The following is a 13,800-nucleotide window of genomic DNA, read 5'->3' as shown; positions in this document are numbered from 1 at the left end:
GAATGCGGCCATGGGGTCGTCATGAGTACTGCTACTCATGAAAATCCGTACCCGCCTTGACGGCCATCCCTGCTCATAAATAACCGGGGCACACATGAGTACGCGTACTCATGTTGCCGGTGAGAATTTACGTGGCCTTGTAACGTAAATTCTCGATGGCCTTTACAGCTAAAAGGCGGCGCGAAAAATGGGAGGTGGGGTTCCGTTTTTTGGTGCTTGCAGAATCGACCGGGTGTCGCTCACTATTCCGGCTTGATCTATTCGGATCATTCACGTTTTCATTCTCGTGGGGGGAATCTGTGCGCAAAAGTGCGCTTCCTGTGTTAGTAATCCTGTCCCTCTCCCTCGCGCTTTCGGAGGGAATGGCCGTAGCGGCGCCTGTGGACCCGCCGTCCGCCGCGCCGGCGGCGGTCGTCGATCCGCCTCTGGCGGACGGCGAGATCGAGCAGGTGGGTCCGGGCGTGTACTCGACCTCGGACAAGACCTTCGAGGTCTACGAAACGGACGTGGCGGAGGGCGTCATGGGCCGTAGCCACACTGTCACCGCCCAGGCGGGGGGGCGATTCGAAGCCGAAGCCGGCACCCGCGTCCCGCGCCGACATGGGGGCCTTCGGTCCGGGCTGGCAGGCTGAGTTCCTGGGCGGCCAGCTCAACCGCCAACTGAAGCAGAACGCCGACTCCGTCGTCGTCACCGACCTCAACGAGGGCGTTGCCCTCACATACGCCCTGAAGAGCAGTATCGACTACCCGAACGGGGGAGGCGTCAAGAAGTACACGTCCTCTCAAGGGGACACACTCACCGAGACCACCAGGTTCGACGAAGCAAGCGGCACGATGGTGTCCACCGCTTCGGAAGCTATCAACGCGGCAACGTCGGTACCGGACGCCGATCTGTCCGGCGACACCGACGCCGGCACCCCCCTCGAACTCGGCGAGCTGACGCCCACCTACACCTGGAAGCAGGTCGCTTCGGGGGTTGAGGAACATCCATGTCAGATCGTGCGCTAATCCCTCGCGGCCTCCAATGACGCTTTGACCTGGGCTGATCGTACGGCGCAGCCTTCGCGGGTCGATGTTGTCGATCTTCGGAGGACCTGGTGGCGGTCGAGTTTCTGTCTGATCAACAGGCAGCCCAGTACGCGGCGTTCAACGGAACGCCGTCACGTGCGGAGCTGGAGCGGTACTTCTTCCTGGATGACTCGGATCTGGAGAAAGTGCAGGCCAAACGGCGTTCGCACAACCGGCTCGGGTTCGCGGTCCAGCTGACGAGTGTGCGCTACCTGGGCCGGTTCATGCCGGACCCGCGGCAGGTGCCGGCGGAGGTCGCCGAGTACCTCGCCGAGCAGCTGGGGATTGCCGATGCGTCGTGCCTGAAGGAGTACGGCGAGCGGGACGGGACGGCCCGTACACACGCCGGGGAGATCCAGGAGGCCGGAGGCTGGCGTGACTTCGCCGAGGTGCGGGACGAGCTGAGCGAGTGGCTGGATGCGCGAGCCTGGACGACCGGCGACGGGCCGAAGTCTCTGTTCGACGCAGCGGCCGGGTGGCTGCGCGAGCGCCGGGTGCTGCTGCCCGGGGCGAGCCGTCTGGCCCGGCTGGTGGGCACGGTTCGGGAGGCGGCGAACAACCGCCTGTGGGACACCCTGTACGGCCTGCTGAGCACCGGCCAGCAGGCGGTGCTGGACTCGCTGTTGTCTGTTCCGCCGGGCGCCCGGGTCTCGGAGCTGGACCGGCTGCGCCGGGGGCCGGTGCGGATCTCCGGGCCCCAGATGAAGTGGGCGCTGGAGCGGGCGCAGGAGATTGCAGCCTTCGGGATGGGCGAGGTGGACGTGTCCGCGATACCGCCGCGGCGGCTGGCGGAGCTGTCGCGGTACGGGATCGATGGCAAGGCGTCGCTGCTGCGGCGGCACGGTGACTCCCGGCGCCTGGCCACGCTGCTGGCCACCGCGGTCTACCTGACGTCCCGGGCGGTCGATGACGCCCTGGACCTCCTGGAGGTGCTGATCGCGACGAAGCTGCTGGCCAGGGCGGAGCGGGAGACGGCGAAGGAGAAGCTGAAGACCCTGCCACGGGTGGAGAGGGCGTCGGCGAAGCTGGCCGCGGCGTTCCAGATCGTGTTCGACAGCACCAGCGAGCAGGTCGACACCGACACCGGGGAGATCAGCCCGCCCGAGGTGGAGACGTTGGAGGCGATGTGGGAGCGGATCGAACAGGTGGTGCCCCGGCACGAGCTGGCGGCGGCGATCGCAGCGCTGTTCGATCTGACTCCGCCGCTCGACTCGGATGCGGACGAGGCATGGCGGATCCAGCTGGTCACCCGGTTCAGCACCGTGCGGCCGTTCCTGAAGCTCCTGGTGACGGTGGTCGACTTCGACGCTACCCCGGAGGGACTGCCGGTCCTGAAGGCGTTGAAGTCGCTGCCGGACTTGATGGGGCGCAAGAAGGTCGGGCCCGCCGAGATCGACACGGGCCTGCTCACTGGCTCGTGGCGGCGGCTGGTGCTGTCCGCGCCGCACCTGGAGCCGGGCACGGTGGACTGGAAGGCGTACGCGTTCTGTGTGCTGGAGCAGCTGCACCGGATGCTGTGCCGGCGGGAGGTGTTCGCGAAGAACTCCTCCAAGTGGGGCGACCCGAGGGCGAAGCTGCTGGACGGGGAAGCGTGGGAGCAGGCCAAACCCAGCGTGCTCGCCTCGCTCGGTCTGCCGGCATGGGCGGGTGAGCACCTGGCCGCGCGGGCGGCGCTGCTGGACGGCACCTACCGGGAGGTCGCCGCACGGGTGCCGGCGAACTCGCAGATCGAGTTCGACGACGACGGTCGCCTGCACTTTGCCCCGCTGGAGCCGGAGCCGGAACCCGCATCCCTGCGCCAGTTGCGGGAGGCGGTGGACGCGATGCTGCCCCGGGTCGATCTGCCGGAGGCCCTGCTGGAGGTGTTCTCGTGGACCGGCGCCGACCAGGCGTTCACCTCGGTTACGGGCGGCGAGGCCCGGCTGAAGGACCTGCACGTGACGATCGCCGCGCTGCTGGTCGCGCACAGCTGCAACGTCGGCTACACCCCCGTCATCGGCGCCGCGGACGCGCTGAAGTACGGGCGCCTGTCCCATGTCGATCAGACGTATCTGCGGCTGGCGACGTATCGGGCCGCGAACGCGACGCTGATCGACTGCCAGGCGTCGATCCCGCTCGCGCAGGCGTGGGGCGGCGGCCTGGTCGCCTCGGTGGACGGCATGCGGTTCGTCGTGCCGGTGCCATCGGTGTACGCGCGGCCGAACCCGAAGTACTTCGGGCGCCGGGGCGGGGCGACCTGGCTGAACATGATCAATGACCAGGCGGCGGGGCTGGGCGGGAAGGTGGTGGCTGGCACCCCGCGCGACTCGCTGTACGTGCTGGACGTCCTCTACGACCGCGACGGCGGCAAGCGCCCGGAGATGATCTTCACGGACACCGCCTCGTACAGCGACATCGTCTTCGGGCTGCTCACGCTCGCTGGGTTCGCATACGCCCCGCAGCTCGCTGACCTGCCGGACCAGAAGATGTGGCGCATCGACCGCACGGCTGACTACGGCGCCTTCCAGGACGCGGCTCGCGGCCGGGTCGACCTCGCCAGGATCGAACGGCACTGGGAGGACATCCTGCGAATCATCGGCTCCATCCACACTGGCGCCGTGCGCGCGTACGACGTGATCCGGATGCTGTCCCGCGACGGCCGCCCCACCCCGCTCGGCGACGCCATCGCCCACTACGGGCGGATCTCGAAGACCCTGCACATCCTGCGCCTGGCCGACGAGCCCGGCTACCGGCGGCAGATCAAGAGCCAGGCCAACCTCCAGGAGGGCCGTCACTCCCTCGCCCGGAAGATCTTCCACGGCCGGTCCGGGCAGCTCTACCACCGCTACCAGGACGGCATGGAGGACCAGATCGGAGCCTTGGGCCTGGTCCTCAACGCCCTCGTGCTGTTCAACACGCGGTACATGGACGCCGCAGTGAACCAATTGCGGGCGGACGGCTTCGACGTCCGCGACGAGGACGTGGCCCGCCTCTCACCATTCGTACGGCACCACATCAACATGCTCGGCCGGTACTCCTTCCACCTTCCGGACCTTTCCGGCGGCATGCGGCCCCTACGTGACAAGGACGCCATCGACGAGGAGTGAGAGCCTCCCAACAGGGGCGTTCCGCATGGCGGACCCGTGCCGGGATCAGGACGTGGGAGCAGGCCAGGGAATGTCGGTGGCCACCGCGGCGGTGTAGTCGACGCCCGGGACGGAGAATCCGTACAGGCGTTGGACTTCGGCATGGAACCAGCCGAGGTCGGCGAGACCGGCGATGGTCTCGGTCGTGGCGGCCTCCCAGCGTTCGGCAACGGCTGCCTGCACGTCGTCAGTGAGTTCCCAGGTGTCCAGGCGGATTCGGCCTTCGTCGTCCAGGGCGAGCGGGGCGGCACCGGTGAGCTGGTCCCACAGGGCGGCGAGCTGATGTACCGGCGGGACCAGGTTCTGTCCAAGGACGCCGCGCAGCAGGCCGGTGTACAGGGCGATGCCGGGGATGGCGGTGGAGGACTGGGTGACGGCGGCGCCGTTGACGGAGGTCACGGCCCGCCCGCCCACCGTCTTGTCGAGCCGCTCGTTCAGGGTGCGGGCGGTGGCCTCCAGGTGAGCCTTGGCCGCGCCGATGGTGCCCTGCCGGTAGATGGCCGCGGTCAGCGGCGATCCGATGTACGACAGCGCGGCGGTAGCGAAGCCCTCGCCGAGCAGTCCCCGACTGGCCAGGTGGTCGACCCAGCGTTCCCAGTCCGCACCGCCCATGACGGCCACAGTCTGCTCGACATCATCGCCCTCGGCCGGCCCGGTCTCGACCTCGCGCACTTCGGGAACGCCCTGGTCGTCAAAGACAAGGGTCTTGGTGCGGTTCGCCTGGCCGATCGGCTTGAGAACGGAGGCGTACGTGGTGCCGGTGTCCGGGTCGGTGCGCCGTGGCGCGGCCACCGAGTAGATCAGGTAGTCCAGCCTGCCGCCGAAACGCTGCTCGATCAGGTCGGCGACCTGGTCCTTCATCGTGTCGGAGAACGCGTCGCCGTTGAGAAAGACCAGATCCCGCCCAGCTGCACGGGCGATCTCTGCGGTGGCGGCGGTGCGGTACCAACCTGCCGTAGCGGTACGCCGTTCGGTGGGGGCCTTCTCAAAGGAGACCATGATGCCGCGGACGCCGGCGCGCTTGAGTCCGGCGACAGCGGCCGCCAAGCCATATCCGGCCGAGGAGCCGATGATCAAAGCCACCGGACCGTCACCCTGCGGCACGTCGACAGAGTCGGGGCATGCCTGCCACATGTCGGCCACCAACCGCGCGCAGCCCGCCGGGTGGGAGTCGAGAAAGAGGAAGCCCCGGTGGCGGGGGGTGAGAACGCGCTCGCTCACGATTGCAGTCCTTGGGTCGACTGGGCCAAAGCCGCGGCAACCAGCCGAGGTCACCACGCCCTGCAAGTCTGCGACAGGCCGGACACGGAAAGTGGCCCCACCGGGGACAAGGATCATCAGCCGATCTTGGAGTGTTCCACTACTTCCAGCAGAGCCAGACACAGCTGCGACCAGGCTCAGCATCACCGTTCACCACTTCGCCAACACCCCCTGATGCGCCACCGGGCCGGACGAACCGCCCAGCCCGCCCTCAGCGCCGGGTGTCGCCAGGGGCGAGCAGGCTGGTGAGCTCGGCGATCGCCTCGGGGGACGGCTTGAAGTAGCGGCGGACGTTCTCCGGCTTTTTGTGCCGCGACTTCGCCATGAGCATCAGGAGCGAGGCGCCCTGCTCGCCGAGGTGGGTGAGGGCGGAGTGTCGATACTCGTGTAGGTCCCAACCCGTGCCCGGTCCGCGCAGGGCAGTGTGCTCGTCGAGCAGAGCGCGGGCCTGCCCGTACGACAGCCGGGCCAGTCCGGTGTCCGGGCAGACGTCACGGGGGCTGACGACTTTGCCCGGCCCCGGGCGGCGGTGGGTGACGAATACCGGGCCGTGGGTGCGGCCTTTCAGCAGACGGGGCAGGAGCCGGGCGGTGCCGGCGTCCCAGTACACGGGCTCCAGCACGTAGTCCTCGCGCGCCTGGCCGCGGCGGCGGGCCTTGGTCCGGGCGCCCTTCGCCTTGACCGGGCAGCGGCGCGCGGCGAGGTCCAGGTCCTCAATGTTCACGCCGAGGATCTCCTCGGCCCGCCCGGCGGTTTCGTAGAGCATCCGCCACAGCGTCTTCTCCCGCAGGTGTACCTCGCGCCGTGCGATCAGCCGGTCGACCGCCATCTTCGAGCGGGCTGGGGTCTCGGAGTCCGGCACCGTCAGCCGCTTCGCCCAGGCCGGGACCATCGGCCCCTCGTAGCCCCGCTCCCGGCACCAGCCCAGCCAGGACAGCACCCCCGCCCGGCGGGAGTTCCACGTGTTCACCGCGGCGGTGCCCCACAGCAGTTCCAGGGCCTCGCCGATCTCGTCGTCCGCGACCGACGCCAGCGGCCGGGCCTCGCCGAGTCGTTCGGCGGTCTTACCGACCCCGATCCCGTAGTTCCGGACCGTGTTCGGGTTGCCGAGCGAGTCAAGAAACACATCCGCCGCCGCGCGGACGGTCAACGCCTTCCCAGCCGGCAGCTGTATGACGGTGGGCACCGCTTCCCCTTGCCACAGATAACAGGGCCGCTTCACGCAGCGGCCGGAGAACGTCACCGCAGGTGACACATCAAGATACCGCAGATATTGGGGTGTTATCCGTGGGAAGGCTTCAGACCGATCCAGCCGCCGACACCCCGCCAGCCGCCCGCCAGGGCCGACGAGGGCTTAGCGCACGATCTGACATGGATGTTCCTCAACCCCCGATACCTGCTGACCACGTTCATCCGTGTCGAAGGCCAGGACGCCGGTTTCGTGGCGCTGGACCCAGCCCGGCGCGCGATTGAGGTCATCTACATCAACCCTGAGCACCGCCGCCGCGGGCTCGCGGCGCGCGCACTGCGTCACATCGCAGATGCGGCACTTCCTCAGCGACTGGCGCTGAAGACCCCCCTGTCACCCGGCGGCGACGCCTTGGCCGACCGCCTCGACCTGGCCCGGGCCGACAACCTTCCTCACGAGCAAGCGAAGAACGAGGAGGCGCTGCGCGTCATCCGGGACGGCATCAAGGCCACCTGTACACACGGCAAGAAGGGCGGCGGAGACCCGAGGAAACCGTGCCAGCGTTGCTACCGGAAGACACTGCGCCGATACGCGGCGATGGTGATCGACAAGTACGTCACCGAGCGCAAAAATCTGCGCTAGGTCACAGCTTCCAACCTCGTTGAGGGCTCACGACGGCTTCCTGGCGAACGCGACGAGACGCGTTCCTCCAGGTTCTCGTTGCACCACTGCACGCACATCAGCTAGCACCTCCGGGCCTACCGCGCCTGTACGAGCGGCGGGCCCGGATCGCTCTCGCCCTTCTTCAACTGTGCAGACCACAGCCGATTGAACCTATTGCCCCCAACAGATCTAATCGCCGCGATGACAGGCGGCCGGACGGTGCGCCCCGGTGAGAGCGGCAGCGCTGGAGAGCGTCGGCGGCCTGAGCCACTGCGCGGCAGCAGCTGCTCCCCGCCCGCCACGGCGGACCCGCACACCGGTCGGCACGGCGGCGCGGTCGGGACGGCCGCCGTCTGGCGCCCGGCCCCGTGCGGGCCCGGCGGTCCGCGTCGCGCCCCCGGCCGGGCGCCCCTCCCCTCGCCGGTGCCGTCTTCTGCCCACCCCGACGACGGCGCGGCCGCCGGGGGACGGTAGCCACGCGTGAGTACGGCGAGTAGGCGCCCTGGCGCGCCCCGAGGGACGGGCGCGGCCGCCGAGAGCGCCGCGAGTCCGTGGCAGGCTCGGCGGTATGAGCAGTGCGTCGCCCGAGCCGGGCCCCGCCGCGCAGGCCCTCGTCGGCGGCGCCTGGGTCCAGGTCGCCGTCCTCGCCCGTGAGCGGGACATCCACGGGGCGTGGTGGTACGCGGTGGAACTCGTCCTCACCGACCGCGTCGACACTGCGGCCGGCCCCGTACCGCAGGAGCGGGCCGTGCGTTTCACGGCCCCGGCCGCGCTCGTGCGCCCGCTCGACGGCCAGGACTACCGCGTCCTCGACGAGCCGACCGAGGCGAGGGGACCTGAGGGCGGGTTCGGCGGGCGGTGGCTCGTCGACGAGGACTACGCCACCGGGCAGGCACGCGTGCACCGCGCGGACTGCGCCCAGGCCGGGTCCGGCGCCCAGCCCACCGACACCGAGGGCGCGCTCCACGCCGTCGCCGCCGGAGCCCTCCCCTGTCCCGTCTGCCGGCCCCAGGCCGCGCTGCGCGCCCTCGACCGCTGACGCCCCGGGGGGGGCACGCCCCTTCCGCGATTCGCGGAACCCGTACGACGAAGCCCCGCTCCTCCGGCAGGAGCGGGGCTTGTTGGCCCTGTTATCCCCAACAGGGCTACAGGGGGGCGAGGCGGGCCGCCCGGTCAAGGGCGCGCAGGAGTTCGGGCTCCCATCCGGCGCGGTGGGTGTCGTAGGCGGCGAGTCCGGCGGCGGCGAGGGCGTCGAGCTGGACCTGGTGCTCGATGCCGAGGCGCCACGCCTCGCGCAGGACGTGCCGGGCTTCGTCGCGGGCCCGGCGGCCGGTGGTGGCCGTCGCGCGGTGGTCGGGGAGGGCGGCGAGCGCGCGGCCCGCGCTCTCCAGACGTTCCATCAGCGCGGCCGCCGCCTCCGCGTCCGGGGCGGGCGGCACCAGGTGGGCCTCGGGCACTGCGACGCCGCGGCGCAGTTGCTCCATCCGTACGGGCAGCGGGCTCCAGCCCTCGCTTCCGGCGAGCTCGATGTTCACGCGGGTGACCGCGGCGGTGTAGGCGCGGCCGGCACCGCGGGGCTGGAGCGGGGTACCCGCGGGCCGCAGCCGCGGACCGCCCTCGGGCACGTCGCCGGAGTGGTTGCCCCGCACCGAGACCCACACGGCGTCCGCGCCCCCCGTGACCTCGCTCATCAGCAGGCGGCGCACGAAGAGCCAGCGTGCGAGCGCGGTGCGGGAGGCGCGGCGCAGGGGGTAGACCTCGACCACGAGGGGGTCGCCGGGGCGGGCGCCCTGGGGACGGCGCACGATGCGGACCTCTTCCATGGCGGGGGAGAGGTCGGGCAGGCGCAGTGCGCACAGCTCGCCGACGCGGGCGCCGGTGTCGAGGGTGACCGAGGCCATCGCGAGCGCCCGTACCCAGCGGGGGAAGCCGTGGGCGAGCAGGCCGCCATCAGCGCTCCAGCCGGTGACGCGGCCGACGTGGTCGGCGGCCGTCTGCAAACTCGTACGCATCCGCTCGCGGCGCGCGACGTCGACGGGCGCCTTGGGCTGCTGCTCCTCCTGGGGACGCAGAGGCACGGCCTCCAGGCCCAGCTCGCGCTGGAGGAGCACCATCACGCCGGAGCGCACGTTCGCGGTCGCTTCCGACGTGGGCCGCACCCCGCCCCGGTCGCGCAGCTCCCCGGCGAGCGCGAGCCGCTCGTAGGCGCGCAGCGCGTCGAGAGCGAGGATGTCCGCGAGCGGCGACTCCACGCCGAGCGGGAAGTCCGGGCGCTTCAGCGCGCGGACCAGTTCGCGGGCGTGGGCGCGGATCTGCCGGGCGCGGGCCTCCGAGGGCGCCTTCCCGCAGGCGGTCTCGACCGCCTGCCGCAGCTCCGGCAGCTCATCGAGGACGTCCTTGTTCTTCACGCCTCGCACGGTAGTCACCTCCGCCTCCCCGTACGGCACGCACAACGAGATAGACCCATTAGGACCAATAGACCCAATGGCGTTGACCTGCGACGAAAGGGCCCCGCCGGTCCTTCCGACGGGGCCCTTGTGGCGCGGCTCAGCTACCGATGGGCGGGCCGGTCTTCAGCTTCGCGTGGGGCCGGGCCGGGAACGGGGCCCCGCCGTTGTACCGCTCCTCAGCCTCCTCGACGGCGACGGCGACAGCGGCCTCGACGAACGCCGAGAGCGAGAGCGGGGGAACTTCCACCTGCGGGTCGCGTTGCAGGGCCACGACCGTGTTCCGCAGCCGCTCCAGGAGCTCGTTGTTGACGTACGCGGGGACCTTGGTCTTCCCGCCGGGCACCTGCTGGCCGCCGATCAGCTTGCCGAGGATGCTGCTGCCGCCGGTCGCCTGCGCGGCGCCCGCGCTCTCGCTCGTACCGTCGTTCTTGTCGCCGAAGGGCTTCGGGCTCATGCGGCTGCTCCCTTCGGGGGCAGGAGGAGGCGGGCGAGCTGGTCGTAGTCGCCGCTCGTCGTGGCCCGGGGGTGCAGGGCGCGCAGCGGCAGACCGAAGTCGGCGGCCGCGGCGACCTGCACGTTGCGGCGGGCGGGCGCGATGATCGCCTCGGGGAAGTCGCGGCGCAGCGAGGCGCCGACGAGACCGGCGTAGTTGCTCTTGTCCCACGACGTCATGACCGCGGCCGCGACCACCAGGTCGGGGTTCTCGTCCTCCTGGACGCGACGGATCGTGCGGTGCAGGTCCTGGAGCGCCTTGCGGTCCAGCGCGCCGACCCTGAGCGGGACAAGGACCTGGTCGGCGGCGATGAGCCCGTTGATCGACAGCTTCCCCAGCGCGGGCGGCGCGTCGATGATCGTGATGTCGACGGGGGCCTTGGACTTGCGGATCGCGGTGCGCAGGCTGCCGTCCCGCGCGGCGCGCGGGTCGTACTCGACGGTGCCCAGGTCCATCCCGCTCGGCACGAGGTAGAGACCCCGCACGGACGTCTCGTACGTCGCCTCGTCCAGCGGCTGACGGCCGAAGAGGACGTCGGTGAGGGTGTGACGGTCCTTCGGGGCAATCCCCTCGAAGTCCGGGAGGAGCCACTCGCCCGACAGGGAGGCTTCCTGCGGGTCGGCGTCGATGAGGCGGACCGTGTAGCCCATCGCCACCCACCCGGCCGCGAGTTCGACGGACGTCGTGGTCTTGCCCGCGCCGCCCTTCTGGTTCACGCACACGTACGTGCGGTGCCCGCCGGTGAACGCGACCGGGACAGTCAGCTGGGGCGGCACGAAGAGCTGGGCGCGCAGGTCTCGGTTGTAGTCGAGCCGGGCGAAGGCCGCCTCGACGACCTCCTTCTCGCGCCCCAGGACGTCGATCAGGTCGTCGATGCGCCACTCGTGGACCACGTCCAGGCGGTCGGCGGTCTCGGGCAGCGGGCCCAGGACGGTCATGGACATGCGGTGCTCCTCATCGGCCGGCCTGCGGCGCTCCCGTACGGTTCACGCCCCGACCGTACCGTCCGCCCTCGCTCCCGCTCCGCCCCGGTTCTGCTTTCAGCTCAGATAACCGCAGTACAGAGCATGTTCCCCCCATTGGGCCCAATGGATCTAGACCTGTTGGCCCCAACAGCGAGAGCCGCTTAGCGATCCGTACGGATGCCCTGGTACCCGGGCCCGAGCCCTCTTCGTCGCGGGGCCCGGTGCGGGGCGGGCACCGCCGCCGAGGCGGTGACCGGTCCCTCGCCCACGGATGCGGCGGGCCCGATGCCGAGGATCCGTCGCGCGCGGGCGGTCGCCGTTGAGCACGCGGCAAGGGCCTGGGCCAGATCCGGGCCGGCCGCGCCCATCGCCTCGGTCAGTGCGTCGATCGCGTCGAGGACGTCCTCGGCGGCCGCCGCGTTCCACCCGTCCGGGCCTGCGAGGTCCGCGAGTTCACACGCGGCCTCCGCAGCGCGCTCCGCGTACCGCTCGACCCCGGGCGCGGCCCGCCCCAGCAACTCCATACCCGGACAACGCCGGCGACGACGGCAAGGACACTGCGGGGCCCGCGCCGTCCGCGACCGACTGGCCCGCGTGAGAGAACAACCCTGCCGAGATTGTGAGCTCGCTCACGTCGCACTGGCGTACGTCAGCTTGAGCAACCGCCCCGCACCCCCTCCCGGGGGCTTGCCGGAGGGACGTTTCACCTGCTCAGGCGGCTACTCTCCGCGTTTTCATGATCGCGAGTCGTTACGCATGAGGGGCTTGTTGACCGTTGAATCGTCAGGGCCGCCCGGATTTGGTCCAGTTGGGACCGCGCGTTTGCCGCCTTCCGTTCGCCAATCTTTTCGCAGGGGGACAACGACGTCCATGAGAAAGGAAGCGCGTGAACCTGACCAACCACCTGGCCGACGCGCTGGCCGCTGCCGCCGCCGTACGGGTCTTCGGACCCGACGCGGTACGGCTGGGCAAGCGCGCGCTCGGCGCCGGTGTCCGCCTCGGGGCGATGGAGCTTGCCGAGGAGCAGCGGGCCCGTGCCGCGGCGGTCGCCGCCGCGGGCGGCGACCGGATGGAGGGGGAGCGATGACCGACCTCCCCTTCCGCCGCACCCAGCAGGGCCAGGGGCCGGTGGCGCCGGCCCCCGAGGCGATGGCCGACCTGACGTCGCTGGTGGGCCGTCAATACACCATGCCGCCCACTTTGGATGCCTTCTTCCTGCTTTACGCTCGCGACTACCTCCGCTACGCGAGCATGATGCTGAACGACCCGGACGCGGGCCGGGCTCTGGTCCGCAGGCTCTTCGGGCAGCTCGCCACACGCTGGGAGGAGGTGCTGCGGGAGGAGAACGTCGAGGCGTTCGTCTGGCGCCTGCTCAAGGAGCGCGTCCAGCTGCATCTGCTGCTGCGCTCCCCCGACGCCTACGAGACCGTGACGCTGGGCCTGGCCGCGCGCACGATGCTGGACGAGATGCGGGAGTGGTTCCGCACCGCGGAATCCACGATCGGCCTCTACCGGGCGATAGCCGCTCTGCCCTCCAAGCAGTTCGACACGATCGTGCTCATGTACGTCCTGGGCTATTCCAGCGCGAAGACGGCCAGCATCATGGGCATCGCCCCCGACACCGTCCGCGGCCACCGGCGTACCGCTCTCGGCCGGATCGCGCTGAAGCTGAACCCTGAAGAACGAGAGAAGGAATGACCGTGCACGGTCGCAGCACCGAAGGCTTCCTGAACCGCCTCGCGATACCGGACCCGTTCACCGACGCCGACCTCGACGAGCTGCGCACCGACATCGAGCGGGACGTGACCGCGACCCTCATGCTCGGCCCGGCCCGGTTCGCCGAGGAGGAGCCGCTGTTCCCCGGGACCGGCATCGATCCCGTCCAGCAGCTCCTCGACCTGTGTGCGCAGGTCCTGCGGGAGAGCGAGGCCCCCCAGCGCCTCGCGGACCTCGCCCGCGGCCGCGTCTTCGAAGGCGCGACCGACTTCGGGTGCCTGCTCAACCTCGGCGGCCGCACCGAGGGCGCGCGCTTCTGGTGGCAGTTCGGCGCCGGTGCCGGCAGCGCCACCGCCGCCCACTGCCTCCAGCTCCTCCACCTCGCGCACGGCGAACTGCTCGACGCCCGCCACTGGGCCCTCCAGGCCGTCGAGCTCGTCGACCGCACCGACACCGCCCGGCTGCGCGCCACGCCCGTACGGACCGGACGGCCGCCCGCCGCCCTGCGCGAAGCGGTCCGCGACCTCGCCACCGACGACGCCGGAGACGGCATCGGCCCCGTCCCCCACCCCGACGTGGGCGTCGCCCGCCGCCTCGGCGAACTCGCCCACGCCCTCTGAGGGCCTGGAGGGCGGGCTCACCCCCTCCGGGATGGGCCCGCCCTCGCACGCCACGCGCAAGCGCGTCAAGCCGCCTCCGTGCCCACCGGAATCCGGCGGGCACGGAGGCACCGGTCTTGCGGAAGACCGCCCGAAGCGCCGGCCCTCGCACAAGTGATACGCGTGCGAGACGTACTACGCGTGTCATGCGTAGCACTTGTGCTTCTTCTTCGGTTCGGGGCCCGCAGAGCGTGGGACCGCTCGGTGCGCGC

General features: G+C 70.7%; 14 protein-coding genes. 8 read left to right on the top strand and 6 right to left on the bottom strand.

Translation table 11 applies throughout. The features are described 5' to 3' along the window. Nucleotides 1-320 precede the first annotated feature (320 nt). From SSBG_RS30435 to SSBG_RS29760, 3 genes are all read left to right on the top strand, one after another. Nucleotides 321-632: a hypothetical protein gene (locus SSBG_RS30435; RefSeq protein ID WP_050776955.1), complete on the top strand. Its 312-nt coding sequence runs from the start codon at nt 321-323 to the stop codon at nt 630-632. Next, nucleotides 601-1,008, top strand: a complete 408-nt coding sequence (locus tag SSBG_RS29765) for a hypothetical protein (protein WP_008749719.1) — start codon at nt 601-603, stop codon at nt 1,006-1,008. Before SSBG_RS30435 ends, SSBG_RS29765 begins: the two co-directional genes overlap by 32 nt. 89 nt (nt 1,009-1,097) lie before the next feature. Continuing rightward, nucleotides 1,098-4,154 carry a Tn3 family transposase gene (locus tag SSBG_RS29760; RefSeq protein WP_037872333.1) on the top strand — a complete coding sequence of 1,019 codons (3,057 nt, stop codon included), beginning with the start codon at nt 1,098-1,100 and terminating at the stop codon, nt 4,152-4,154. A 45-nt stretch (nt 4,155-4,199) separates the two neighbouring features. On the opposite strand, the gene fabV is transcribed toward SSBG_RS29760, so the two are convergent. After that, nucleotides 4,200-5,414, bottom strand: a complete 1,215-nt coding sequence (gene fabV, locus SSBG_RS29755; protein WP_037872332.1) for an enoyl-[acyl-carrier-protein] reductase FabV — start codon at nt 5,412-5,414, stop codon at nt 4,200-4,202. A 250-nt stretch (nt 5,415-5,664) separates the two neighbouring features. Further along, a complete protein-coding gene (locus tag SSBG_RS29750; RefSeq protein ID WP_008749716.1) occupies nt 5,665-6,639 on the bottom strand; it encodes a tyrosine-type recombinase/integrase in 975 nt (324 codons plus the stop codon). An 87-nt stretch (nt 6,640-6,726) separates the two neighbouring features. On the opposite strand from SSBG_RS29750, the gene SSBG_RS29745 reads away from it, so the two are divergent. Then, nucleotides 6,727-7,284 carry a GNAT family N-acetyltransferase gene (locus SSBG_RS29745; protein WP_158677854.1) on the top strand — a complete coding sequence of 186 codons (558 nt, stop codon included), beginning with the start codon at nt 6,727-6,729 and terminating at the stop codon, nt 7,282-7,284. Between the two features lie 589 nt (nt 7,285-7,873). Continuing rightward, nucleotides 7,874-8,344 carry a DUF6233 domain-containing protein gene (locus SSBG_RS29740; RefSeq protein WP_008749714.1) on the top strand — a complete coding sequence of 157 codons (471 nt, stop codon included), beginning with the start codon at nt 7,874-7,876 and terminating at the stop codon, nt 8,342-8,344. Between the two features lie 106 nt (nt 8,345-8,450). Here SSBG_RS29740 and SSBG_RS29735 read toward each other — a convergent pair whose 3' ends face one another. The 4 genes from SSBG_RS29735 to SSBG_RS29720 all read right to left on the bottom strand — a co-directional run bounded on the left by SSBG_RS29735 (nt 8,451) and on the right by SSBG_RS29720 (nt 11,737). After that, a complete protein-coding gene (locus SSBG_RS29735) occupies nt 8,451-9,713 on the bottom strand; it encodes a tyrosine-type recombinase/integrase (protein WP_008749713.1) in 1,263 nt (420 codons plus the stop codon). A 139-nt stretch (nt 9,714-9,852) separates the two neighbouring features. Continuing rightward, nucleotides 9,853-10,209 carry a hypothetical protein gene (locus SSBG_RS29730; RefSeq protein ID WP_008749712.1) on the bottom strand — a complete coding sequence of 119 codons (357 nt, stop codon included), beginning with the start codon at nt 10,207-10,209 and terminating at the stop codon, nt 9,853-9,855. After that, entirely contained in the window at nt 10,206-11,192 is a 987-nt protein-coding gene (locus tag SSBG_RS29725; RefSeq protein ID WP_050776954.1) for a ParA family protein, read from the bottom strand. Before SSBG_RS29725 ends, SSBG_RS29730 begins: the two co-directional genes overlap by 4 nt. 182 nt (nt 11,193-11,374) lie before the next feature. After that, nucleotides 11,375-11,737, bottom strand: coding sequence for a hypothetical protein (locus SSBG_RS29720; protein WP_008749710.1), 363 nt, complete (start codon nt 11,735-11,737; stop codon nt 11,375-11,377). Nucleotides 11,738-12,099: 362 nt separating this feature from the next. Between SSBG_RS29720 and SSBG_RS32370 the strand changes: the two genes are divergently transcribed. Genes SSBG_RS32370 through SSBG_RS30430 form a run of 3 tightly spaced genes read left to right on the top strand, consistent with a single transcriptional unit; the run spans nt 12,100 to nt 13,549 of the window. Then, complete coding sequence (locus SSBG_RS32370; RefSeq protein WP_008749709.1) at nt 12,100-12,300, top strand: hypothetical protein; 201 nt, start codon at nt 12,100-12,102, stop codon at nt 12,298-12,300. After that, complete coding sequence (locus SSBG_RS29710) at nt 12,297-12,911, top strand: sigma-70 family RNA polymerase sigma factor (RefSeq protein WP_008749708.1); 615 nt, start codon at nt 12,297-12,299, stop codon at nt 12,909-12,911. The genes SSBG_RS32370 and SSBG_RS29710 overlap by 4 nt, the downstream gene beginning before the upstream one ends. A gap of 2 nt (nt 12,912-12,913) precedes the next feature. After that, nucleotides 12,914-13,549 (top strand): hypothetical protein, encoded by a 636-nt coding sequence (locus SSBG_RS30430; RefSeq protein ID WP_158677853.1) that lies wholly within the window; start codon nt 12,914-12,916, stop codon nt 13,547-13,549. Nucleotides 13,550-13,800: the final 251 nt, after the last annotated feature.

The sequence above is a fragment of the Streptomyces sp. SPB074 genome (assembly GCF_000154905.1).
Taxonomy (GTDB): Bacteria; Actinomycetota; Actinomycetes; order Streptomycetales; family Streptomycetaceae; genus Streptomyces.
Note: the sequence above shows the minus strand (reverse complement) of the source record. Positions and strands in the feature narration are given on the sequence as shown.